Source organism: Rhodococcus sp. OK519, assembly GCF_003051005.1.
Taxonomy (GTDB): domain Bacteria; phylum Actinomycetota; class Actinomycetes; order Mycobacteriales; family Mycobacteriaceae; genus Prescottella.
Genome location: NZ_QAOW01000002.1, coordinates 381,176 through 405,268, shown reverse-complemented (window position 1 = coordinate 405,268; position 24,093 = coordinate 381,176). Strand labels below are relative to the sequence as shown.

General features: G+C 68.7%; 21 protein-coding genes. 8 read left to right on the top strand and 13 right to left on the bottom strand.

From position 1 onward, the window contains the following. Positions 1-3: 3 nt before the first annotated feature. The 9 genes from C8K36_RS09235 to C8K36_RS09195 all read right to left on the bottom strand — a co-directional run bounded on the left by C8K36_RS09235 (position 4) and on the right by C8K36_RS09195 (position 8,194). The gene (locus C8K36_RS09235; protein ID WP_107984159.1) at positions 4-642 is read right to left on the bottom strand and encodes an RES family NAD+ phosphorylase; all 639 of its coding nucleotides are present in this window, start codon (positions 640-642) and stop codon (positions 4-6) included. 7 nt (positions 643-649) lie between these two features. After that, complete coding sequence (locus C8K36_RS09230) at positions 650-1,246, bottom strand: hypothetical protein (protein ID WP_107984158.1); 597 nt, start codon at positions 1,244-1,246, stop codon at positions 650-652. Between the two features lie 100 nt (positions 1,247-1,346). Beyond that, positions 1,347-2,798, bottom strand: a complete 1,452-nt coding sequence (locus tag C8K36_RS09225) for a dihydrolipoyl dehydrogenase family protein (protein ID WP_107984157.1) — start codon at positions 2,796-2,798, stop codon at positions 1,347-1,349. Positions 2,799-2,848: 50 nt separating this feature from the next. Further along, positions 2,849-3,640 carry an ABC transporter permease gene (locus tag C8K36_RS09220; protein WP_107984156.1) on the bottom strand — a complete coding sequence of 264 codons (792 nt, stop codon included), beginning with the start codon at positions 3,638-3,640 and terminating at the stop codon, positions 2,849-2,851. Beyond that, the gene (locus tag C8K36_RS09215; protein ID WP_107984155.1) at positions 3,637-4,599 is read right to left on the bottom strand and encodes an ATP-binding cassette domain-containing protein; all 963 of its coding nucleotides are present in this window, start codon (positions 4,597-4,599) and stop codon (positions 3,637-3,639) included. The genes C8K36_RS09220 and C8K36_RS09215 overlap by 4 nt, the downstream gene beginning before the upstream one ends. Then, the gene (locus C8K36_RS09210; protein ID WP_107984154.1) at positions 4,596-5,477 is read right to left on the bottom strand and encodes a DUF4097 family beta strand repeat-containing protein; all 882 of its coding nucleotides are present in this window, start codon (positions 5,475-5,477) and stop codon (positions 4,596-4,598) included. The genes C8K36_RS09215 and C8K36_RS09210 overlap by 4 nt, the downstream gene beginning before the upstream one ends. A 46-nt stretch (positions 5,478-5,523) precedes the next feature. Further along, a complete protein-coding gene (locus tag C8K36_RS09205) occupies positions 5,524-6,042 on the bottom strand; it encodes an Arc family DNA-binding protein (protein WP_107984153.1) in 519 nt (172 codons plus the stop codon). Positions 6,043-6,140: 98 nt separating this feature from the next. Further along, positions 6,141-7,409, bottom strand: coding sequence for a hypothetical protein (locus tag C8K36_RS09200; RefSeq protein ID WP_107984152.1), 1,269 nt, complete (start codon positions 7,407-7,409; stop codon positions 6,141-6,143). A 17-nt stretch (positions 7,410-7,426) separates the two neighbouring features. Then, positions 7,427-8,194 (bottom strand): crotonase/enoyl-CoA hydratase family protein, encoded by a 768-nt coding sequence (locus C8K36_RS09195; RefSeq protein ID WP_107984151.1) that lies wholly within the window; start codon positions 8,192-8,194, stop codon positions 7,427-7,429. A gap of 154 nt (positions 8,195-8,348) precedes the next feature. Here C8K36_RS09195 and C8K36_RS09190 point away from each other — a divergent pair, with 154 nt between their 5' ends. Beyond that, positions 8,349-9,149, top strand: a complete 801-nt coding sequence (locus C8K36_RS09190) for an FAD:protein FMN transferase (protein ID WP_107984150.1) — start codon at positions 8,349-8,351, stop codon at positions 9,147-9,149. 2 nt (positions 9,150-9,151) lie between these two features. On the opposite strand, the gene pgi is transcribed toward C8K36_RS09190, so the two are convergent. Beyond that, complete coding sequence (pgi, locus tag C8K36_RS09185; RefSeq protein WP_107984149.1) at positions 9,152-10,801, bottom strand: glucose-6-phosphate isomerase; 1,650 nt, start codon at positions 10,799-10,801, stop codon at positions 9,152-9,154. A gap of 77 nt (positions 10,802-10,878) precedes the next feature. Here pgi and C8K36_RS09180 point away from each other — a divergent pair, with 77 nt between their 5' ends. Beyond that, positions 10,879-12,342: an NAD-dependent succinate-semialdehyde dehydrogenase gene (locus C8K36_RS09180; RefSeq protein WP_107984148.1), complete on the top strand. Its 1,464-nt coding sequence runs from the start codon at positions 10,879-10,881 to the stop codon at positions 12,340-12,342. Between the two features lie 76 nt (positions 12,343-12,418). Here C8K36_RS09180 and C8K36_RS09175 read toward each other — a convergent pair whose 3' ends face one another. Further along, positions 12,419-12,712, bottom strand: a complete 294-nt coding sequence (locus tag C8K36_RS09175) for a chorismate mutase (RefSeq protein WP_107984337.1) — start codon at positions 12,710-12,712, stop codon at positions 12,419-12,421. A 335-nt stretch (positions 12,713-13,047) separates the two neighbouring features. Between C8K36_RS09175 and pcrA the strand changes: the two genes are divergently transcribed. Further along, on the top strand, positions 13,048-15,522 hold the full coding sequence (gene pcrA / locus C8K36_RS09170; RefSeq protein ID WP_107984147.1) for a DNA helicase PcrA: 2,475 nt from the start codon (positions 13,048-13,050) through the stop codon (positions 15,520-15,522). Positions 15,523-15,606: 84 nt separating this feature from the next. On the opposite strand, the gene C8K36_RS09165 is transcribed toward pcrA, so the two are convergent. Continuing rightward, complete coding sequence (locus tag C8K36_RS09165) at positions 15,607-16,608, bottom strand: M23 family metallopeptidase (protein ID WP_107984146.1); 1,002 nt, start codon at positions 16,606-16,608, stop codon at positions 15,607-15,609. Positions 16,609-17,119: 511 nt separating this feature from the next. On the opposite strand from C8K36_RS09165, the gene sucC reads away from it, so the two are divergent. Both sucC and sucD read left to right on the top strand, forming a co-directional pair. Next, complete coding sequence (gene sucC / locus C8K36_RS09160; protein ID WP_107984145.1) at positions 17,120-18,289, top strand: ADP-forming succinate--CoA ligase subunit beta; 1,170 nt, start codon at positions 17,120-17,122, stop codon at positions 18,287-18,289. A 15-nt stretch (positions 18,290-18,304) separates the two neighbouring features. Continuing rightward, on the top strand, positions 18,305-19,207 hold the full coding sequence (sucD, locus tag C8K36_RS09155; RefSeq protein ID WP_107984144.1) for a succinate--CoA ligase subunit alpha: 903 nt from the start codon (positions 18,305-18,307) through the stop codon (positions 19,205-19,207). Positions 19,208-19,276: 69 nt separating this feature from the next. Here the strand turns inward: sucD and C8K36_RS09150 are convergent, their stop codons facing one another. Beyond that, positions 19,277-19,912, bottom strand: a complete 636-nt coding sequence (locus C8K36_RS09150; RefSeq protein ID WP_107984143.1) for an IMPACT family protein — start codon at positions 19,910-19,912, stop codon at positions 19,277-19,279. A gap of 78 nt (positions 19,913-19,990) precedes the next feature. On the opposite strand from C8K36_RS09150, the gene C8K36_RS09145 reads away from it, so the two are divergent. The 3 genes from C8K36_RS09145 to C8K36_RS09135 all read left to right on the top strand — a co-directional run bounded on the left by C8K36_RS09145 (position 19,991) and on the right by C8K36_RS09135 (position 24,046). Then, positions 19,991-21,388, top strand: coding sequence for a DUF2252 domain-containing protein (locus C8K36_RS09145; RefSeq protein ID WP_107984142.1), 1,398 nt, complete (start codon positions 19,991-19,993; stop codon positions 21,386-21,388). 93 nt (positions 21,389-21,481) lie between these two features. Further along, entirely contained in the window at positions 21,482-22,357 is an 876-nt protein-coding gene (locus C8K36_RS09140) for a DUF5336 domain-containing protein (RefSeq protein WP_107984141.1), read from the top strand. Positions 22,358-22,447: 90 nt separating this feature from the next. Continuing rightward, positions 22,448-24,046, top strand: a complete 1,599-nt coding sequence (locus C8K36_RS09135; RefSeq protein WP_219909996.1) for a DUF6350 family protein — start codon at positions 22,448-22,450, stop codon at positions 24,044-24,046. Positions 24,047-24,093 lie beyond the last annotated feature (47 nt).

Sequence of the window (24,093 nt, the reverse complement as noted above, 5' to 3'; positions counted from 1 at the left end):
TGATCAGGGAGCGAGGGCCGCGTTGTGGGCGGCGAGCAGTGCACCGAGGAGGTAATGCCCGTCGGCCGAGTCGAGAGGAACGACGCCGCCCACCGGTTCGAGCGCGGGATGTGCGGTGATGCCGGGGGCGTCCGTGAGCATCCAGGCGAGGTTGTTCTCGTCGTGCCGGGGTCGATACTGCACGCCGTCGATGCCCGGGTCGGCGGCCAGCACCGCCGCCGCCCATCGTCGGGTGGCGAGATAGCCGGACGGATCGCACTTGGTGAGCCACACGCCGGCATTCAGACGCGCCGCACCGGTTCCGGTCAGATCGATCACCCGGACCGGCCGGGTGGTGCGGAGTTCGCTGAGGACGCGTCCGCGGATCTGGATTCGCGGAATCAGCCTGGGGGACTGGTCGACGGGAAGGTTGCGGCACAGCGTCTCCGCGACCGCGGCGGCCGGACTGTCCCCGGCGTAGAGGTACCCGTAGGAGCCGTCGAGGCTGTCGAACCGGCCGCCGGTGCGGACGCGTGGGCGGGGTGTCGGATTGAGATCGGCGCCGCCGCGTGCGGCGCTGTGAATGCGCCACACCGACGTGTCGGCGGGCAGTGTGACGACGAGGGCGGGCGGAAGATGCGTCGGCGGATCCGGGTATTCCACCGGCCGCTCAGTCCGCGATCAGGTCGTCGGCCATGTCCCTCAGATCCTGCTCGCGACCGCCCGCGACGGCGAGTTCGGCGGGGGAACGCGGATCATTCTCGAAAGCTGTCGGATTCAGCCACCACGATGCGGCGCCCCACGGATCGTCCTTGGCGCCGATCGCCCGGTTGATCTCGGCGACGATCGGGCGCACCTCGCGGCGCTCGGGATCGAATTGGAAGGCGGGGAAGAGTTTGTGCCCGGCCGCCGGCAGGGCGACGACGGTGCCCGCTGCGGCGAGTCGGCTGGCGGTATTCCTGCTCGTGGCCGCCTTGCCGAGCGTTCGGCTCACGGCGGTGGAGTCGAGCATCTCGTGGTCGTCGACGAGCGAGCGCAGGGCGGACGCCACGATGCGGGTGCGGGCGACCGCCGCGGCGGCCGGGTTGGCGACGGCGCGCTCGTGCTGCAGCGCCAGCGCCGGGCCCATGGACAGCAGCGCGGTGACATCGTCGCGGACGGGCCGAAGGTTGGGGCGTCGCGAGATCTCCTCGGCGAGCAGTTCCACCAGGTCCTGGTCCGACAGGGCGTGGATAGTGGCGCGGGCGCGGTCACGGTTGGCGAGCATGGCACCTCCAGATGTGCCAACAGCGTACCGCGTACCTGCCGTGTCGGAAAGGGTACATCGGAACCGGGGTTGGAAACAGCGATCGGGGCGTGCGAGCCGACTACGGCGTGCGCCGCGCCTCCAGTAGTCGCAGCCACACCTCGCTGACCGTGGGGTACGACGGGACTGCGTGCCACAGGGTCTCGAGCGGCACCTTGCCCACCACCGCGACGGTGGCGGCGTGCACCAGTTCGGCGACGCCCGAACCGACGAACGTCGCGCCGACGATCGTGTCGGTCGCGCGGTCGATCACGAGCGACGCCCGTCCCGAATAGTCGTCGCGGGACAGTGCCGCTCCCGCGACATCGATATCGACCGAGACCACGTCCACGTCCAATCCGTCTGCACGCGCCTGGCTTTCGGTGAGACCGACTGCAGCGACCTCGGGCGTCGTGAACACCACCTGGGGTACCTGGCCGTGATCGGCCGACGCGACGAACCGCGGCCCGTCGAGCGGGCGGCCCTCCGCGCGGGCCGCGATGACGTCGCCGCACACCCGGGCCTGGTACTTGCCCATGTGGGTGAGCAGGGCACGGCCGTTGACGTCGCCGACCGCGTACAGCCAGTCGCCGTCCACCCCCGTGACCGTCAGGCGATCGTCGACGGTGACGTAGCCGTGGTCGGGCAGTCCGAGGCGCTCGAGTCCCAGGCCCACGGTGGCGGGCGTGCGACCCGTTGCGACCAGCACCTCGTCGACCGTCAGTTCGGGGTCGGAGCCGTCGCCGCGCACATTCAGCGTCACCGGGCCGCCGTGGATCCGGCCGACGCCGGTATCGACGGCGTCTTGGCGGGACGCGGACTGCAGCGACGTGCCGAACCGCAGGTTGACGCCGTGCTTGCGCATCTTCTCGGCGACCATCTCGCCCGCGAACGGTTCGGTCCGCTCGAGCAGTGCCGACCCACGCACGACCAACGTCACCTCGTCGGCGCCGAGTTCGTGCAGCCACGTCGCGGCCTCGCACGCGACGACGCCGCCACCGATGACCGCGAGCCGTTTCGGGATCTCGTGGACGTTCGTCGCGTCCCGGGACGTCCACGGCAGGGCGGCCCGCAGGCCCGGGAGATCGGGCACGCTCGCGGTGGTGCCGGTCGCCAGGACCACCGCGTGCCGGGCCCGCAGCACCCGGTCGCCCACGGTGACCTCACGCACCCCGGTGATCCGGGCGCTGCCGCGGATCACATCGATGCCGGCCGAATCGGCCCACAGCACCTGCGACGAGTCGTCGAGGTTGTGCGTGAAGCCGTCCCGGCGGGCCAGGACGGCTTCGACGTCGAGGCCGTACGCGTTGACCTTCTCCTCGACGCCGGGCATGTGCCGAGCGGTGCTCAGGACCTCGACCGGTCGCAGCAGCGCCTTCGACGGCATGCACGCCCAATACGAACACTCGCCGCCCACCAGTTGGTGTTCGACGAGTGCCGCGGTGCGATCACTTCCGGCGATGGCGTAGGCCGCCGCATTCTCCCCGGTCGGCCCGCCTCCGATCACGATGACATCGAACTCTTCGGGAGCCATGGATCCACGGTAGGCCGGGGCGAGAGGTTTCGCGCCCCTTCGGGATGCTCTCAGCGGGGGGAACGGCGCTCGAACAGGCGCTTCGCCCAGATATACCCGAACGCCGCGATCGCGACGATCCAGGCCGCCGCCAGCGCACCGTTCGCGCCGATCGGTTCGCCGAGGAGCAGTCCACGCAGGGTTTCGATGACCGGGCTGAACGGCTGGTACTCGGCGAACCAGCGCAGCGCGGTGGGCATCGAGTCGGTGGGTACGAAGCCGCTACCGAGGAACGGCAGCAGGATCAGGAACATCGGCAGATTGCTGGCCGTCTCTACGCTCTGCGAGACGAGGCCCAACGCGACGGACAGCCACGTGATCGCGAGGGTGAAGGCGGCGAGCAGGCCGATCGCGGCGGCCCACTCCACCGGCCCGGCGGTGGGACGGAATCCGATGAGCACGGCGACGCCGGTCACGGCGGCCAGGCTGAGCATCGTCTGGATCATGCTGCCGACGACGTGTCCGGTCAGGACCGACGCGCGCGATATCGCCATCGTGCGGAACCGGGCGATGATGCCCTCGGTCATGTCCGTCGCGACCGAGATCGCCGTTCCCTGAGCCGAACTCGCGACGGTCATCAGCAGGATCCCGGGGGTGACGTAGTCGACGTACGCCCCGCGGCCGCCGGCCGGATCCCCGAGTCCCGCACCGAGTGTCCCGCCGAAGACGTAGACGAACAGCAGCAGGAGTACGACGGGCATTCCGACGAGCATGACCGTCATCGACGGATACCGGATCATGTGCCGCAGATTCCGCTTCAGCATCGTGGCGGAATCGCTGACGGCATAGGAGAGCGTGGTCATCGCAGAGCCCCCTTCGGGGAGTCGGAACGGGCGGTGAGAGCGAAGAACACGTCGTCCAGGTCGGGAGTGTGGATGGCGACGTTGGTGACCTCGATGGAGTCGGCGTCGAGCCGGTCGAGGATCGAGCGCAGCGATGGGACGCTGCCGTCCCCGGGCACCTGCAGCGTGAGGGTCTCGTTGTGGCAGGTGGAGTCGACGAGAAGGTTTGCCGCCGTTGTCAACTCGTCGACATCTGAGAACTGCAGGCTGACGTGGCCGCCGGGTACGAGTTGCTTGAGATCGGCCGGCGTGCCCTCCGCGACCAGACTGCCCTGGTCGAGCACCGCGATCCGGTCCGACAGTTGGTCGGCCTCCTCGAGGTACTGCGTGGTGAGGAAGATCGTGACGCCGTCCGCGACGAGTTCGCGCACGATGTCCCACATGGTGCGGCGGCTGCGCGGGTCGAGTCCCGTGGTCGGTTCGTCCAGGAAGATGATGCGGGGTCTCCCGACGAGTGTCATCGCGAGATCGAGTCGGCGCCGCATGCCGCCCGAGTAGCTTCCGGCCGGCTCGGCGGCAGCCTCGGTGAGGTCGAACCGCTCGAGCAGTTCCGCGGTGCGGCGACGCTCTTCGATTCGACCGAGATGGTGTAGATCGGCCATGAGCGTGAGGTTTTCGGCGCCGGTGAGCAGGCCGTCCACCGCCGAGAACTGTCCGGTGACGCCGATCGCGGCCCGGATCTTGTCCGGGTCGGAAGCCAGGTCGTGACCCGCCACGCGGATGTCACCAGTGTCGGGCCGGACGAGCGTGGAAAGGATGTCGACCACTGTGGTCTTGCCGGCGCCGTTGGGGCCGAGCAGGGAGAAGATCGTACCTTCGGTGATGTCGAGGTCGATGCCGTCGAGGACCACCTTGTCTCCGAACGACTTCCGGAGGGAGCGAACGCGAACCGCCGATGATGTGGAGACCGTCGCCGTCATAGCTCTGCCTTTCGAGTTGTGTTCTCCCCGAGCTCTGCTCGGCTGATGGTGATGTCGCCGAAGCCGGTGTGGGCCCGGACCTCGAGCCGGTCTCCGGTCGACGCAGGTGCATTGACTTCCGTGAGCAGGTTGTGGACCTTGCCGAACGAGGTGTGCACGTCCAGGCGCGCGGCCGTCCCGGGCCGGATGCCGAGCTCGAGCTCGCCGTGCCCGCTCCTCAGCGATGCGATGCCGCGCGTCAGTTCGGCGACCCGGACCTCGCCGTTGGCGGTGGCGGCGTCGATGTCGCCCCCTGCGCTGCCGACGACGACGTCGCCGTTGGCGGTCTTGGTGCGCAGGCTGCCGGTGACAGACCCGATCCGGTTGTGTCCGTTGGAGTTCTTGACGACCGCCCCGCCGTCGATGTGCCGAACCTCTATCTTGCCCGACCCGGTGGACAGATCGGCGTCACCGCCGATGATCTCGGCGGTGATCGTTCCAGCGCCGGTGCTCGCGGTCAGGGTGCCGGTGTCGCCGAGGCGGACATCTCCCGTCGAGGTCTTGAATCGGCAGTCTCCGAGGGTGCCGGTGGAACGGAAGGCACCGACCGCTGCGTCGGCTTCGACTGCGGAGCCGGACGGCAGTTCGACTGTGACGTCGACGGATCCGACCTTGCCCCACATTCCGAGCACGCGCGGGCGGGGAGCCTTGACGAGCAGCATGCCTGACGCGAACTCGACACGGGTCTGTTCTGCCGCACGCACATCCAGCTCGCGGTGAGGGTCGCTGGGGCGGACCTCGACAATTGTGTCTTCCCGGTCGGAGGCGGCGATGGTCGCATCGCCGACAGCGAACGAGAGGGTGGCCGAAATCGGTTCGGGGGTACTGAAAATGGTCATGATGGTCCTCGTTTTCGTGGTGTTCGGGAAGCGAGTGGATGCGGAGCTACTGGACCCAACCGGTGAAGCGGTCGCCTCCGGTCGGAGCGCGTCGCTCGGTCCGGCGGGCGCCGCTGCCCTCGTCCAGCGCCGTCGTCGCGGATCGGACGAGCCACGCGTTGACCGACATTCCGGCGGCTCGCGCCGCATCCTCGACACGGTCCTTGAGTTCCTGTGGCAGGCGGAGGTTGATTCGCGTCATCGGACCCTCGTCGCTCTCGGACAGTCGCGGCGCGGGTTCTGCGCCACCGGTCGCGGCGACATCGTCGAGCGGAGGCTGAGCGGGCGGGGGAGTTACGACGAAGCTCGGCTCACGTCCGCGCAGACGCAGATCGACGGAACCGGGCGCGAGATCTCGCGTGATCTCGGCTGCGGCGGCCGACAGCGCGTCGAGGAGTGCCAGTCGCACAGCCGAATCGAGTGGCGCCGTCAATCGCTCCGCGAGTGCGCGGGCATCCGGTCCGCCGGCCTCGGCCGCGACGGCGAGGTCGTGATGGAGGGCGCTGACATACGGTTCCAGTTCCATGGCACCACTATGGCATCACATTGGTGCCATAGGAAGGGGGTGCGTGGATTATTTGGCGCCACAGTGGTGCCGAATGGAGTCGGATGGTGCCGACTCGCTCACCACGACTGAGCCGACAGCCCCCACTTCCCGAGTTGGGTGACGGCGTTGTCGCGGAGTCCGGCGCCATCACCGAAGTACTCAGGATCAACCCCTACCAGCGACAACGTGTAGGTGTCGTCGTAGGAGCACAGGTATCCCGACAGCCTCGTCGTCGTCGCGGCCGCCCGGTCCACGGTCAGGCCCGGGTGCACGGCGCGGGTCGCCACACCGGTGGTCCGATAGGGGCCGAGTGATGCCAGCGCGTCGGGCAATCGTCCGATGTTGGAGCAGAGCGCGTCGCGTTCCCCGGCGCCGGAGGTGAGGTGGTTCGCGATGCGATCGGGCAGGATCTGAGCTGTTTCCTCGGGGAATCCCGACGGGGCGCCCATCGGTGGCCGGTCGAAGGCGGCCCGGCTGAGCTGACGGATGTCGGCCAGGGAGTCCTCGGGTGTCGTCACCACTTCGGTGATGACCATCGCGTTGTCGACGGTGTCGGAATCGCGGGTGTCGACCGGCACGCTGATGTGCAGCGGCATGGGGACGCCGGCCGCGTCCGCGATCGCGGTGACGAGCGCGAGGAACAGTCCGTTCGCGGTGCCACCGCCGGCCTGTGCCGCCGCGTCCCATGCGGCGGCGTCGACATCGAGGATCGCGGTGGCCGTCCCGGTCGCGATGTGAGTCTGCTCGGGCTGCGGCTTCGGGTTGGCGTCGCGGAACTCGCGCAGTTCGCGCCGCCGCGCCGCGCTGAACACCAGTCCCAACGACGCCGTGACGCCGCGGATCAGGACGGTGCCGACGGTTCGGGCGGCGTCCGCGGCGTCCGACGTGCGGAGAGGGGCCGGGGCCGGGGGCTTGCCGGTGAGCGCGACATCGACCGCGGACACGAGGCCGCGGGCGTCTGCGACCACGTGTGAACAGATCAGTGAGATCACGGTGCCGCCGTCGGGGGTGGGCGCGGCCGAGAGCGCCCAGGCCGGTCCGTACTCCGGATCGACGTCCACGTCGGTCTGCGCGTCGGCCCACGCCACGACGTCGTCGACCGGGTCCGTGTCGTATCGCAGAGGGTGGGTCTCGGTGCTCGCCTCCCACCGGGGACGGGCGCCCGGCACCCGGGGGCGGACGACCCGCCGGCCGAGGGCGCCGCGCGACAACGCCTCGTGAACCGACTGGAGGACCCCGGCGTCGACGGTCTCGACGGTGCGCCACAGGCCCTGCATCACGATCGGCATGCCGTAGCCGTGGTGCCTGCGTAGGAAGATCTCGTCCACCATGGTCAGCCGGTCCATGAGACCGGACGTTACCGTCAGGCGTCGTCGAAGCTCCCGTGCCGGCCCTCGCCCGCCGTGAACCGGGCCGCACCCGACAGGGCGTCGACCGTGACCGCCACCATGCCGTGCCGGAACTCCGAGGCCAGCGCGTCCTCCTCGGACAGGCCATCCTGCTCGAGCAGCGACATCCGGTCCTCTCGCAGGCAGGTCTGCGGGAACGCCGCCAGTTCGGCGGCCAGTTCCTCGGCGGCGGCGCGGGCCTGACCGGGTGGCACCACCCGGTTCACCAGGCCGATCTCGAGGGCCTCCGCGGCGCCGACCGCCCGCCCTGTGAGTACGAGATCCATCGCGCGCCCGACGCCGATGATTCGCGGCAGACGCACGGTGCCACCGTCGATGAGCGGTACTCCCCAGCGGCGGCAGAACACTCCGAAAACGCTGTCGGCCTCCGCGATTCGCAGGTCGGCCCACAACGCCAGTTCCAGGCCGCCCGCCACCGCATGTCCGGAGACGGCGGCGATCACGGGCTTGGACAGGCGCATGCGGGTGGGTCCCATCGGGCCGTCACCGTCCGGTGTGACGTGGTTCGATCGGTCCGTCCCGAGTGACTTGAGGTCCGCTCCCGCGCAGAACGTGCCGCCCTCGCCCCACAGCACCGCGACCGCGGCGTCGGGATCGTCGTCGAACTCGCGGAACGCTGCGGCCAGGGCTGCGGCGGTGGGTCCGTCCACCGCGTTGCGAACCTCGGGCCGGGCCAACACGATCGTCGTGACCGGTCCGGTCTTCTCGCTGCGTACCGGCATGATTCGACGCTACTCGGGGCCGTAGGCGCGGCAGGGCCGATTCGGCGAGTTCGGCGGCCGAACCGGTTCACGGGGGACACGAGGGTCCGCCGCGAGCGCATAATTGGTGGGGCATGAACCCGTTTTGCCCGCACCGGTTCGTACGGAGCACGCCATGTTGGTCGACACTCGATGGAGCGCCTGGAACGAGGAGATCCAAGTCCAGGTGACAGAGGGGGCGGCGCTGGGTCCCGCCGTCGCACTGGTGGGGTCCGTGATCGCCGGGGCGGAGGCTGCGTGCAGCCTGCAGCGCGGTGATGCCGAGATCCATGCCGTCAACCTGGCCCAAGGCCTCCCGGTTCGGGTCAGCGTGCGCCTCGCGAGATTGCTGCGGTCGGCGCTGTGGGTGGCGCGGATGACGGACGGGGCAGTCAGTCCGCTCGCCGTCGACGACTCGCAGTCCGGGGTGCCGTCGATCCATCCGGTGCCCACATTCGCGGACGTTCAGATCGACGACGACACCGTTCTCGCGCCGTGGGGCGCGTCATTCGACATCGCTGGCATCGCGAAAGCCGACACCGCCGATCGAGCGGCGGCGCTCGTCGCCCACGAACTCGAATGTGGAGTGCTGGTGCGGGTCGGCTTCGACGTCGCCACGGCCGGACACTGCCCGGCCGGGGGCTGGCAGGTCCAGGTGCCCGGCAACGGCGCGGTCGAACTGCCGACAGGATCCGCGTTCGCCACCGCGGGCACGGATGTCACCTTCGCCGGCCACGACCCGGTCGGTGGGGAGTGGGAGCAGGTCTCGGTGATGGCGGAGGATGCGCTGTGGGCCCACGGTTCCGCCGCAGCGTCGTTGCGGCGCGGTGTCGGGGCGATGACCTGGCTCGAACAGCAGGAGCTGGCCGCGCGACTGGTCGACCGCGACCGCCGCGTGTACACGACGTGCGGGTGGAGTCACCCACACGCCGCCTGATCTCAGGCCGTGCGACCGCGCTGGTTCCGGTACCAGCGCACCAGGGCATCCGTCGACGAATCGTCCTGCCGCGGAGGCGCTTCCGCTGACGTGAGTACGGGCCCCAGCTCGAGTGCCTGGGTCTTGCCGAGTTCGACGCCCCACTGGTCGAACGAGTCGATGCCCCAGATGACGCCCGCGACGAATACCTGGTGCTCGTAGAGTGCGATGAGCTGACCGATCACCGACGGCGTCAGTCGCGGAGCCAGGATCGTGGTGGTCGGGCGGTTGCCCGGCATCACCTTGTGCGGCACCAACTCCGGCGGCGTGCCCTCGGCGGCGATCTCCTCGGCGGTCTTGCCGAACGCGAGCACCTTGGTCTGCGCGAACAGATTGCTCATGAGCAGGTCGTGCATGCTGCCACTGCCGTCGGATGTGGGCAGGTCGTCGGTGGGCTCGGCGAAGCCGATGAAGTCGGCCGGCACCAGGCGGGTGCCCTGATGCAGCAGTTGATAGAACGCGTGCTGGCCGTTGGTTCCCGGCTCGCCCCAGAAGATCTCACCCGTCTTGATGGTGACCGCAGAGCCGTCGGCGCGCACCGACTTGCCGTTCGACTCCATCGTGAGCTGCTGCAGGTACGCCGCGAAACGCGCGAGATCATTCGAATACGGAAGCACTGCACGCGATTCGGCGTCGAAGAAGCTCGAGTACCAGACTCCGATCAGGCCGAGCAGAACCGGGGCGTTGCTCTCGAGCGGCGCCGTTCGGAAGTGTTCGTCGATGGTGTGGAAGCCGCCGAGGAACTCCGCGAACCGTTCCTTGCCGATCACCGCCATCACCGACAGCCCGATCGCGGAGTCCACCGAGTAGCGGCCGCCCACCCAATCCCAGAAGCCGAACATGTTGGCGGTGTCGATGCCGAACTCGGCGACGCGCTCGGCGTGCGTCGAGACCGCGACGAAGTGCTTGGGAACCGCGTCCTCGCCGAGCTCGTCGACGAGCCAACGTCGCGCGGCCGACGCGTTGGTCAGTGTCTCGAGCGTCGAGAAAGTCTTGGACGCCACCACGAACAGCGTCGTGGCGGGGTCGAGGTCGGCGAGCGTTCCCACCAGATCCGCGGGATCGACATTGGAGACGAAACGCGCCGAGATGCCCGCGTCGGCGTAGTGACGCAGCGCGCGGCACACCATGACCGGACCCAGATCCGAGCCGCCGATGCCGATGTTCACGACGGTGCGGATCCGCTCACCCGTCGCGCCGCGCCACTGCCCGGACCGCACACGATCGGTGAAATCACCCATCCTGCGCAGGACGTCGTGGACGTCGGCCACGACGTCCTGTCCGTCGACCGTCAGCTGGGCGTCGGCGGGCAGGCGCAGGGCGGTGTGCAACACCGCGCGGTCCTCGGACGTGTTGATGTGGGCACCCGCGAACATGTCGTCCCGACGCTGCGCGACCTGCGCGGTGCGCGCCAGATCGACCAGCAGCGAGAGGGTTTCGCGGGTCACACGATGCTTGCTGTAGTCGACGTACAGGTCGCCCGCGGTGACCGTCAGCTCGGTCCCTCGGGCGGGATCTTGCGCGAACAGGTCTCGTAGATGGGCAGATTCGATCACTCGATGATGCGCATCCAGGTTCTTCCAGGCTGCGGTACCGGTGATGTCTGTGCTCATGGAGGCAGCTTATCGGCCCGGGGCCGGAAGCTCTTGTCGACTCTCATTGAACGACACACGAACGAAGGAGTCGGCGCATGATGGGGGGTATGAACCCAGCCGAGTTGCTTCGTGCCGTTCCTACCAAACTGTGGCTCGGGGGCACCGCCGTCGATGCCGAGAACGGTGCCACCTTCGCCGTCCACGATCCCGCGACCGGTGACGTGCTGACCGAGGTCGCGGACGCCAGCCCCGGCGACGCGGTCAAGGCGCTCGACGCCGCGGTCGCCGCGCAGTCGGAGTGGGCCGCCACCCCCGCACGGGAGCGCGGCGAACTGCTGCGCTCGGTGTTCGACAAGATCACCACTCGGGCGGAGACGTTCGCGCAGCTTATGACGCTCGAGATGGGCAAAGCGCTGCCCGAGAGCCGCGCCGAGGTGAAGTACGGCGCCGAGTTCTTCCGCTGGTTCGCGGAGGAAGCCGTCCGGATGGAGGGGCGGTACCAGTCGGCGCCGGCCGGCAACGGCCGCATCCTGGTCTCCAAGCAGCCCGTGGGGCCGTGCCTGGCGATCACGCCGTGGAACTTCCCGCTCGCGATGGGCACCCGCAAGATCGGGCCCGCCCTTGCGGCCGGGTGCACCATGATCGTCAAGCCCGCCTCGGAGACACCGTTGACGATGCTCGCGCTCGCCGAACTGTTCGCCGAGGCCGGTCTCCCGCCGGGCGTGCTGTCGGTGCTGCCGACGTCGCGGTCGAGCGCCGTCACCGAACCACTGCTCGCCGATCCGCGGCTGCGCAAGCTGACCTTCACGGGGTCCACCGGCGTCGGGCGTCTGCTTGTCGAGAAGTCTGCGCAGGGGTTGCTGCGCACCTCGATGGAACTTGGCGGGAACGCGCCGTTCGTCGTGTTCGACGACGCCGATGTCGATGCCGCAGTCGACGGTGCGCTGCTCGCGAAGCTCCGCAACGGTGGCGAGGCGTGCACGGCTGCCAACCGCTTCCACGTCGCCAACGCCGTGCGGGAGGAGTTCACCGCAAAGCTCACCGAACGCATGGCAGCGTTCAAGCTGGGGCCCGGCATCGACCCCGAGACGACGCTCGGCCCACTGATCAACGCCGATCAACTCGACACCGTCACCGAACTGGTCGACGACGCCGTCCAGGCCGGCGCGAAGGTGCTGCTCGGCGGCGAGGCTCCGGGTGGGCCGGGCTGGTTCTACCCGGCGACCGTCCTCGCCGACGTTCCGGCATCGGCGCGGATCCTGCGGGAGGAGGTGTTCGGGCCCGTTGCCGCGATCACCGGCTTCGACACCGAGGAGGAGGCGATCGCGGCCGCCAACGACACCGAGTTCGGCCTCGCCGCCTACATCTACACGCGCGATCTCGACCGCGCGCTGCGTGTCTCCGACGCCCTGGAGACCGGCATGGTGGGCGTCAACCGCGGCGTCATCTCCGACACGGCCGCGCCGTTCGGTGGCGTGAAGGCCTCCGGGTTCGGGCGCGAGGGCGGCAGCGAGGGAATCGCCGAGTATCTCGAGACCAAGTACATCGCCCTCCAGTGAGCGACGAGAAACGCCCGGTCCGTGGGGGCCGGGCGTTTCTCGAGTTCGCGCTGTGGAGGTTGGAGACCGGAGCGGGTCAGTGTCCCAGCCGGCCGCGGCCGAGACGCAGCAGCAGCATCGCGAGGGTGTGTCCCTCCTGGCCGAGCTCACTGAACCGCTCGAGAACCTTCATCTCCCGGCTGTGCACCAGACGGGGTCCGCCGGACGCCATACGGGTGCGGCCGATGATCTGCGAGACCTCGCTGCGCCGCTTGACGGCGGCAAGGATCTCTGCGTCGAGGCGGTCGATCTCTTTGCGGAGTTCGGCGATCTCGGCCTCGCTCGCGGGGACGGGCGAATCGGATGAAGGAGTTGCGGTCGGAATGCTCATGGTCATCTCCTCGTGTCGGAACTAGGTTCGTTCGGTTCCCTCGAGTCGTTACGAATCCGGGTCCTGCTCACAAGAACGCCCCGGGATCCATGTGGACCTCGGGGCTCGCGGGGGATCAGGCCGCGGGCACCATCGGTCGGTACCCGCTGGGAAATCGCCAGTGCAGACGGCACTCGCGCCATCGTGCACCGGATGCTCGCATCGTTGCGGCCATGATCACCACTCCAGTTTGCCACGCGTGACGAGCCCAACCCAAGCAAGGGTGACTGCCTTCACGACCAGCACGATCGGGTACCTGCCGCGGTGTCGGACTTCGCCGGTAGCGTGGACAGACGATGAACACAATCTCCGGTTCCACGCTCGGTACTCCCGGCAGTTCCCAGGGCAGTTCTCGCCGCCCCGCCGACGCACTGCTCGAGGGGCTCAACCCGCAACAGCGCGAGGCGGTGCTGCACGCGGGATCACCGCTGCTCATCGTCGCGGGAGCCGGATCGGGCAAGACCGCGGTCCTCACCCGACGGATCGCGTACCTGCTCGCCGACCGTGGCGTCAGCCCCGGCCAGATCCTGGCGATCACGTTCACGAACAAGGCCGCGGCGGAGATGCGCGAGCGCGTCGCCCAACTGGTCGGTCCGCGCGCCAACAGCATGTGGGTGTCGACCTTCCACTCCAGCTGCGTACGGATCCTGCGCGCTCAGGCCGGCCTGCTCCAGGGACTGAACTCGAACTTCTCGATCTACGACGCCGACGACTCCCGTCGCCTGCTCACGATGATCTCGAAGGACCTCGAGATCGACACCAAGCGGTACTCGGCGCGCCTGCTCGCTACCAAGATCTCGAACCTCAAGAACGAGCTGATCGACCCGGAGGAGGCCGCGGCGGACGCCGACCGCGACTCCAACGACCTCGATCGTCTCGTTGCGCGGGTGTATGCCCACTACCAGCAGCGATTGCGGGCGGCCAACGCGCTCGACTTCGACGACCTGATCGGCGAGACCGTGGGCCTGCTGCAGGCGAACCCTCAGGTCGCCGAGTACTACCGGCGCCGGTTCCGGCACGTGCTGGTCGACGAGTACCAGGACACCAACCACGCCCAGTACATGCTGGTGCGCGAGCTCGTGGGGGAGGCGTCGGACGATCCGTACGCCGTGCCGCCGGGCGAGTTGTGTGTCGTCGGTGACGCCGATCAGTCGATCTACGCCTTCCGCGGCGCGACCATCCGCAACATCGAGGAATTCGAGCGGGACTACCCGGATGCCCGGACCATCCTGCTCGAGCAGAACTACCGGTCGACGCAGAACATCCTGTCTGCCGCGAATTCGGTGATCTCCCGCAACACCGGTCGCCGTGAGAAGCGGTTGTGGACCGATTCCGGTGAGGGCGAACTGATCACCGGCTACGTCGCCGACAACGAGCACGACGAGGCGCAGTTCGTCGCGTCCGAGATCGACCGTCTGGTCGATGCCGGCGAGACCAAGTTCGGCGAGGTCGCGGTGTTCTACCGGACCAACAACTCGTCGCGTGCCCTGGAGGAGATCTTCATCCGCCTCGGCATTCCCTACAAGGTGGTCGGCGGCACACGGTTCTACGAGCGCAAGGAGGTGCGCGACATCGTCGCGTACCTGCGCGTGCTGGCGAACGAGAACGACACGGTGAGCGTGCGCCGAATCCTCAACACCCCGCGCCGCGGTATCGGTGACCGGGCCGAGGCATGCGTGGCCGTGTACGCCGAGCAGAAGGGCGTCGGCTTCGCCCAGGCGTTGCGGGTGGGCGCCGAGGGCGGCGTCCCGCTGCTCAACACCCGCTCGGCCAAGGCGATCGCCTCGTTCGTCGAGTTGATGGACGGTCTGCGTGCGCTGCTGTCGAGCCTGGACGCCGACGGCAACGACCTCACCGACATCGGTGACGTTGTCGAGGCCGTCCTCGACCGCACGGGGTACCGCCGTGAACTGGAGGCCAGTAGCGACCCACAGGATGGGGCGCGCCTCGACAACCTCAACGAATTGGTGAGCGTCGCACGGGAGTTCAGCTCCGACGCGCGAAACGCCGCCGCGTTCGCCGAGGAGGACGGTTCCGGTGACGATGCGACGGAGGACGAGGGGCAGCCTGATCCGGGTTCCCTCGCGGCGTTCCTCGAGCGGGTGTCGCTGGTCGCCGACTCGGACCAGGTGCCCGACGAGGGCGAGGGCGTCGTGACGCTCATGACGCTGCACACGGCGAAGGGGCTCGAGTTCCCTGTCGTGTTCGTCACGGGCTGGGAGGACGGGCAGTTCCCGCACATGCGGGCGCTCGGCGATCCGGCCGAGCTGTCCGAGGAACGGCGACTCGCCTACGTCGGAATCACGCGTGCCCGGCATCGGCTGTACCTCACCCGCGCCATCGTGCGATCGGCCTGGGGACAACCCGTCACCAACCCGGAATCACGCTTCCTGCAGGAGATTCCGGCAGATCTGGTGAGTTGGCGGCGCGAGGATCCGGGCGTGCTCGGTACCGGTGGTGCCATCGGTGGCGGCCGCCCGCGTGGCCAGGGCTACGGTGGCTCGGGCTTCGGTGGATCCGGTTACGGCGGTGGGGGCTTCGGTGGCAGCGACCGGAATGCGGGCACGTCCCCGAGCTTCGGGGCGCCGCGCGGCCGCAACAACAACCTCGTTCTCGCGGTCGGCGATCGCGTCAACCACGACAAGTACGGGCTCGGGAAGGTGCTCGAGACGAAGGGCGCCGGTCCCACGGCGACCGTCACGATCGACTTCGGCTCGGCCGGTAAGGTGCGGCTGATGCTCATCGGCGGCGTGCCGATGATCAAGCTCTGATTCCACCCGCGACTAGCGGAAACACCTCCGGCCCAAGCGAAATGCTTGGGCCGGAGGTGTTTGTCGGTCTGGGGGGCAGCCGGATCAGGGCTGCTCGACGCCGAGGCTGATGCCGCGGGTCGCGAGCCAAGGAAGGGGATCGATCTTGTTCTCGCCGGCCAGATGAACCTCGAAGTGCAGGTGCGGGCCGGTGGAGAAGCCGCGGTTGCCCATCGTTGCGATCTGGTCGCCCGCCATGACCTTCTGGCCCACGGTCACGAGGGTCTCGTTGATGTGGCCGTACACGGTGATGGTGCCGTCGGCGTGCTGGACACGAACCCACATGCCGAAGCCCGACGCCGGACCCGAGTCGATGACGACACCGTCGGCCACCGTGTAGATCGGGGTGCCGATCGCGTTGGCGATGTCGACGCCGGCGTGCAGGGTGCCCCAGCGCGATCCGAACGACGACGTGTAGGTGCCCTTGGCCGGCAGGACGAACAGCGGGCGGCGGGCGGCGGCCTCGCGGGCGGCGCGCTCCTCGCTGAAGCGCTGGCCCTTGGCGAGGAGGTTGGAGAACTGGTTCAGATCCGTCGGATTCGCGAGCGCGAGCACCTGCGGAGCGGAGCTGGTGGAGGTGGTCTGCGCGACGTTGCTGAACTGCGCGGCCTGGGGCATCGCGGTGGTGGCGACGGAACCGGCCTCGTCGAGGGCAACCTCGGAGTGATCGGAATTCTGGGACGGCCCGCTGATTGCGGCCTGCCCGGCGGCGACTACGGCGCCTGCCGCCACTGCGATGACGGCGGCGCGGCCCTTGAGGGCGGTGGGGGGAGTGGGGATGCGGTGACGACCGCGTCCGGGGGGAGTCGCATCGGTGGCCGTGCTGACGGCGGCGATCCCGGTGGGTGCCTCGCCGGTGCCGGGGGCATCCTCGCGGGCGGTGGAAACTTCGGTGCTGTGGTGGAGCATGACGCTGCGAATCTCGGATCTTTCCGCTCCGGAGCCAGTGGCCTCCGGACCTGCCTCGGCCGGAAACGCCTGGGCGGGTTCCTCGTCGGCGTGCTGTTTCACGAATCGGCTGGCGGTGAACTGAGTGCGGTGGTGCATGTGCCCTGCCGTCCTCCTGCCCGTGACCTGCCTGTGACTTAGACCTTGGCGACGGTAACGAAACGGTTGCGGCGGGGCAACCTGTACCGCGCACGCAACAGGAAGATGTGACCGGTGTCACACCGCGAGCTGGGGGGATGCCGAACATCCCGAATGGTCTCGTTCATATATCGGGACGGGCCACCTTTGTTACAGCCCAGTCTCGACCGTGACCGAAGGGTGGGATCGGCGCCCGCAAGCCGATCCGATCGCGACGTCCGTCGGGGCACCTGCAATCCTTGTGGTGGGCGCCTCCGGGTGCGGCCGCACTGAGTGCGCACCCGGATCGCGTCGCGGTGCGGACGCTCACCGAGTGTCGCCGTCGTGACGGGGTGTCCCCTTCGACTCGAGCGCGTGATGTATGCCACATGGCGCATAGGCGAGCGATAGTCGATTGATTGAACTAGTTAAAGTTCGACAAGGACCCGCTCCCACCCCGAGCGGGCGTCAACGCAGACGAGACGGTGAGCAGATGGATCTCTTCGAATACCAGGCGAAGGAACTCTTCGCCAAGCATGACGTGCCGACGTCGGCCGGCCGTGTTACCGACACCGTCGCCGGTGCCCGCGAGATCGCGGAGGAAATCGGCAAGCCGGTCATGGTCAAGGCGCAGGTCAAGGTCGGCGGCCGCGGCAAGGCCGGTGGCGTGAAGTACTCGCCCGACGTGGACGCCGCACAGGCGAACGCCGAGGCGATCCTGGGCCTGGACATCAAGGGCCACGTCGTCAAGAAGCTGCTGGTCGCAGAGGCGAGTGACATCGCCGAGGAGTACTACATCTCCTTCCTGCTCGACCGCACCAACCGCACCTACCTGGCCATGTGCTCGGTCGAGGGTGGCGTCGAGATCGAGGTCACCGCCGAGGAGAACCCCGACGCTCTCGCGAAGATCCCCGTTGACGCCGTCAAGGGTGTCGATCTCGCGTTCGCGCGTCAGATCGCCGAGGCCGGCAAGCTGCCCGCCGAGGTGCTCGACGCCGCGGCCAACACGATCCAGAAGCTGTGGGAGGTCTTCATCAAGGAAGACGCTCTCCTGGTCGAGGTCAACCCGCTCGTCCGTACGCCCGACGACCAGATCCTGGCCCTCGACGGCAAGGTGACGCTGGACGAGAACGCTGCGTTCCGTCAGCCCGGCCACGAGGCTTTCGAGGATCGTGACGCCACCGATCCCCTCGAGCTCAAGGCCAAGGAGAACGACCTCAACTACGTCAAGCTCGACGGTGAGGTCGGAATCATCGGCAACGGCGCCGGCCTGGTCATGTCGACCCTGGACGTCGTCGCCTACGCGGGCGAGAAGCACGGCAACGTGAAGCCCGCCAACTTCCTCGACATCGGTGGCGGCGCCTCGGCTGCCGTCATGGCTGCCGGCCTCGACGTCATCCTGAACGACGCGCAGGTCAAGAGCGTCTTCGTCAACGTCTTCGGTGGCATCACCGCGTGTGACGCAGTTGCGAACGGCATCGTGGGCGCGCTCGAGACCCTGGGCGACGAGGCCAACAAGCCTCTCGTCGTGCGCCTGGACGGCAACAACGTCGAAGAGGGTCGTCGCATCCTCGCCGAGGCCAACCACCCGCTGGTGACGGTCGTCGCAACCATGGACGAGGCTGCCGACAAGGCTGCCGAGCTCGCCTTCGCAGCGAAGTAAGGGACACACACAACAATGGCTATCTTCCTGACCAAGGACTCCAAGGTCATCGTCCAGGGCATCACGGGCGGCGAGGGCACCAAGCACACCGCTCTGATGCTCAAGGCCGGCACCCAGGTCGTCGGTGGCGTCAACGCGCGCAAGGCCGGCACCACGGTCTCGCACACCGACAAGGATGGCAACGCCGTCGAGCTGCCGGTCTTCGCGACCGTCGCCGAGGCCATGAAGGAGACCGGCGCGGACGTCTCGATCGCGTTCGTTCCCCCGGCCTTCTCGAAGGACGCCATCGTCGAGGCCATCGACGCGGAGATCCCGCTGCTCGTGGTCATCACCGAGGGCATCCCGGTGCAGGACTCCGCTTACGCGTGGGCCTACAACCTCGACAAGGGCAACAAGACCCGCATCATCGGCCCCAACTGCCCCGGCATCATCACCCCGGGTGAGGCGCTCGTCGGCATCACCCCGGCGAACATCGCCGGCAAGGGCCCGGTCGGCCTGGTCTCCAAGTCGGGCACCCTGACCTACCAGATGATGTTCGAGCTGCGCGAGTACGGCTTCTCGACCGCTATCGGCATCGGCGGCGACCCGGTCATCGGCACCACCCACATCGACGCCATCGAGGCGTTCGAGAAGGATCCCGAGACCAAGATCATCGTGATGATCGGTGAGATCGGTGGCGACGCCGAGGAGCGTGCCGCCGACTACATCAAGGCCAACGTCACCAAGCCGGTCGTCGGCTACGTGGCAGGCTTCACCGCTCCCGAGGGCAAGACCATGGGCCACGCCGGCGCCATCGTCTCCGGTTCCTCGGGCACCGCGCAGGCCAAGAAGGACGCCCTCGAGGCGGCCGGCGTCAAGGTCGGCAAGACGCCGTCCGAGACCGCGGCCCTCGCCCGCGAGATCCTGAAGAACCTCTGATCCTGTCGGATCTCACGAACGGCGCTCGCAGCCAGGACTTTTCGTCCGGTTGCGGGCGCCGTTCGCGTTTCACACGTCCACCCACCTGACGCCTGCCGGGGTGAGTTCACTCGAACCGGCGGTGAGTTCCGCGACGACCTCCGCCAGATGTTCGGGATCCTCGGTTGCGAGCGTGAAGGTGACGTCGGCGCCGTACGCGGCGTCGACCACGGCGATCCCGCGCCCGCGCAGTTCGGCCTCGATCCGACCCGCGGTGCCGTGGCCCACCTGTACGGACAGTAGTTCCCGGCGTTCGCGGCGGAGCAGGCTCGACGCAGCCGCGGCAGTGTCCAGGGCAACCGACACCGCGCCCGAATACGCGCGCACCAGTCCGCCCGCGCCGAGTTTGATGCCGCCGAAGTAGCGGATGACGACGGCCGCGACATCCACCAGTTCGCGTGCCTTCAGTACTTGCAGCATCGGAATGCCGGCGGTGCCGCCCGGTTCGCCGTCGTCGCCGGACCGTTCGGCGCGCTCGGAGGGCTCGTTGCCCGTGATGTACGCCCAGCAGTGATGGCGCGCGTCGGGGTACCGGCGTCGTTGCTCCTCCAGGAAGGCCTGCGCGGCGGCCGGGGTGTCGACCCTACGCAGGACCGCGATGAAACGGGAGTGCTTGACCTCCGTCTCCACGGCGACATCGGAACCGGCGGGCAACGTGAAGGGCATGATTCATCTTCCCTTTTCCGGTGTCTGCCGGTCGTCGCGGGGAGAGAATGGTGCGGTCCCGACACCGAGCGAGGCACGATGGCAGATGTTGGTGAGTTTTCCGTCCGGGCCGATCGCGCCCAGCGCGGCGAGGCGGCGCGGGCCCGCGTGTCGTTCGACGCCCTCGCCGTGCTCGGGGCGGCGGGCCGAGACCCGATCGAGCTGCTGAGACAGCAAGATCTGCAACGGATTCCGGAGCTCCTCCCCGTCCGGTACGGGCGCATGGCGTCGAGCCCGTTCGCGTTCTACCGGGGCGGAGCGGCGCTCATGGCCGACGACCTGTCCCGCACGCCGAACTCGGGACTGCGCACGCAACTGTGCGGTGACGCCCACCTGAGCAACTTCGGGATCTTCGCGACGCCGGAACGGCGACTGACGTTCGACGTCAACGACTTCGACGAGACCTACCCGGGGCCGTTCGAGTGGGACGTCAAACGGTTGGTCGCCAGCATCGAGGTGGCGGCGCGGGAATCGGGTTTCGGCGGTAAGCGACGGCACCGCATCGTTCTCGCGTGTGTCGCCGCGTATCGCGAGACGATGCGTGAACAGGCGGGGCTGGGCAACCTGGCGGTCTGGTACGCGCACGTCGAGGCGGAACAGGAACTCGCCGACCTCCGCGACACGCTCGATGCGGCCTCCCGGAAGAGTTCGCGCAAACTGCTCGAGAAGTCGTGGCGGCGTGGCAGCCTGCAGGCGCTCGGCAAGCTGACCGAGGTGTCCGACGGTCACCGACGGATCGTCTCCCGCCCGCCGCTGCTGGTCCCGATCGAAGAGGTGTTCGGTGGGCACGACGCGCAGTCGCTGTACCGCGAGTTGGAGGCGCGCCTCTCCGAGTACCGGGCGACTCTGCGCCCCGATCACCGCGTGCCGTTCGACCAGTACCGGTTCGTCCAGGCGGCCCGCAAGGTCGTCGGGGTGGGCAGTGTGGGGACCCGCAGTTGGATCCTGCTGATGCTGGGTGCTGACGACGGCGATCCCTTGTTCTTGCAGGCGAAGGAGGCCCGGCCCGCGGTACTCGCGAAGTATCTGGACGGCCCCGAGTGCGCGAACCAGGGCCGACGGGTCGTCGAAGGGCAGCGCATCATGCAGGCCGCGAGCGATGTGTTCCTCGGCTGGCAGCAGGGCCCAGGCTACGACGGTGCGCAGCGGGACTATTACGTGCGGCAACTGCGCGACGCGAAGGGCTCGCCGTCGATCGAGACGATGACACCGATCGGGTTGGAGCAGTACGGCAGGCTGTGCGGTCGGGTGCTCGGCTACGCGCACGCACGCGGGGGCGACCGGATTGCGATCGCGGCCTACCTCGGTTCCGGAGCGGGTTTCGACGATGCGATGGCCACCTTCGCGCGCGCCTACGCGGACCGGACCGAGACCGATCATGCCGCCCTCGTCTCGGCGGTTGCGGACGGCAGCGTCACGGCGGACGCCACCACCTGATTTGCCCTCGTAGGCTCGAAACATCTCGATGAGAGTTGCTCGGGATCGGGGTAGCGTTCACGGGGGATTTCGACACATCGACGAGGAGCAGAAATGACTTACAGCGATGCAGGGTCCGGCTACGGCCAGCCCGTGCAGCCGTCGGGAGGGTCCGATTCCCGAGGACTGTCCTTCTACCTCGGTCTCGGGGTTGCGGCGCTGGGCGTCGTGATCTTCCTGCTCGGGTTCGCGCCGTACCTCAGTTCCGACAGTTCGGCGATGATGTACGGGTTGACGCTCAACGCGTTCGAAATGAACGGGATTGTCCCCCTGGTCTTCCTGCTGTTCGGCGGTCTGCTGTCGGGAATCTCGCTGCTGCCGAAGCAGAGCTATTCGGGTCCGGCCGCGGCAGCCGCGGTGGTGGGGTTCCTCACGGCATTCGCCGTCATGCTCAACCTCCCCGGTGGCGCGGAACTCGGCGCCGGCGGAATCGCGATTCTGGTGCTGGGATTCGTCCAGGCCGTGCTCGCGACCGCCGTGTTCCTGTTCGGTGCCGGGATCGTCAAGGAGCCCACAGGGCGCCCGAGCCGCACCCATGTCCACCCCGCCGCCTACGGACACCCGCAGGGCTACGCGCCGCAGCAGGGCTACGGTCCGCCGCAAGGTTATGGGCCCCAGCAGGGCTACCCCCAGATGCCCGGCTACGGACAGCCGCAGCCGAACGCCCCGCAGCAGTACGGGTACCAGCAGTCGCACCAGGCTCCGCAGCCCACGGCCGGCTACGGCCAGTTCCAGGCCGGGCAGCCCTACCAGGCGCAGCAGCCCACACAGCAGATGTCTGCGCAGCAGCAGCAGCAGTCGCAGCCGTCGGCGCAACCGCAACCGCAACCGCAGTCGCCTGCCCAGCCCGAACCCCCGCAGGGCGACACGTCCAGCGCACCCACCCAGGCCTTCGGGGCGCAGACCGAGAAGAAGGACGACGAGAAGTAGCTCCGCCCGAGCCGGCGTGAGCCAGTGGGGAGCGCCACGTCCCGGCGCGCCTGAGTGGCCACGCCGCACGCGGGTGCGACCCTCGAACCGATGACTTCTCTGCTTGGTCGCGGCACCCGCCGCGACACTTCCACTCGTCCCGACCGGAATCCCGGCGAGGCGCGCGCCCTGGTCGGCGTCGCCCTGCGCCCGACCGGTGTCGCGATCGTCCTGCTGTCCGCGGTCGTGCTGGTCACCCTGGTGTCGTCGAACAGCGACCTGACGGGGGCTGTCGGTGCAATCGCGGCGAGCTGGCTCGCACTGCAACAGGTTTCGCTCACGATCACCGACGCCCCGCTCGGGATCCTCCCGTTGCTCCCCACCGCGGTGCTGATGTGGGTGGTGGCGCGGGGCTGCGCGAGGGCGGTCGAACCGGAATCCGACCTGCGCGCCGCCGCCAAGGTGGTCGGCGCGGCCGTCGCGGGTCCGCTCGCTGCAACGCTCATCGCGTTGGCGGTGGTCACAGATGCGTCGGCGGTCACCTCGATCGGTTCTCCGAATGCTCTCGCGGCGATCGCGTGCGTGCTCGTGATCCATCTGTCGGCGTCGGCGGCAGGCGTTGTGTCGGTTGTCGGACGCATCCAATGCGCCGCTGTCGGGGCGCCCGCGTGGTTGCCGTCGGTGGCCCGGCTCGCGGTGCGCGCCGCGCTGCTGCTGTTCGCGGCCGGCAGCGCGGTTGCCGTGATCTCGCTCGTGTGGTCGTGGTCCGAGGTCGGCACGCTGCTCGGCGAGGGCGGCGGAGTCCTCGGGGTGCTGGGCCTGACGCTGCTGTCGGTGCTCTACCTGCCCAACCTCGCCGTCGGCGCCGTCGCGGTGCTCCTCGGCGGCACGGCACAGGCCGGCGGGACGACGCTGAGTGTCTTCGACATCGTGCCGGGCCCGGTGCCGCCGATGCCCGTTCTGGGCGGTGTCCCTGTCGAACTGGCCGGTTCCGCGTGGCCGGTCCTGCTTCTCGTTCCCGTCGCCGTCGGCGCGCTGCTGGGACGTGACTGCGGTCGACTGCTCCTGCCACTGCAGGACACCGCGTACACCGTGCTGGCCGCGGCGGCGGGTGCCGGAGTGCTCGCTGCGGCGGTCGGCTTCGTCGCGGGCGGCGATGTCGGCGCCTACGGATTCGTCGGCGTCGAACCGTGGGCTCTGGGCCTGCTGACCTTCGGTTGGCTGGTGTTGCCGGCTCTGGCCGTCGCCACCGTGCTCGCCCGGCGCAACAGCGTCGAACCCGACGCCGAGACGGTCTCCGACGGCGAGTCCGGCGAGTCCGTGGAGCCAGGCGAAACCGGTGTCTCGGGTGAGTTCGACACCCCCGAGTTCGAGGTGAAACGCCTCGCGCTACCGGCGATGCGCTATCGCTCCGAGCCCGACCCCGAGCTGGAACCCGAAACGGGCGTCGCGCCCGAATCGCCCGCGGAGTCAGGTGATCCGGTGGCCGAGGGCCCCGCGTCCGGTGAGGCTCTCGATGCCGAGGTCGTCGACGATGCAGACCCGCACACGCAGGATGCCGACGAGGGTCCGGCGGAGGCGCCGCTCGACGTCATCGAGGCGGAGGTCGAGACCGAGACCGATGATTCGGTGAAGGTGAAGGACGCCCCGGCGAGCCCCGCGGCGAACGAAGGCGACCTGCCGGACGGTCCGGTGCCCCCCAGAGACTAGGCTTGGGTCGGCCCGTGACGCGGTCCGATCGTCTCGAATACCAGGAG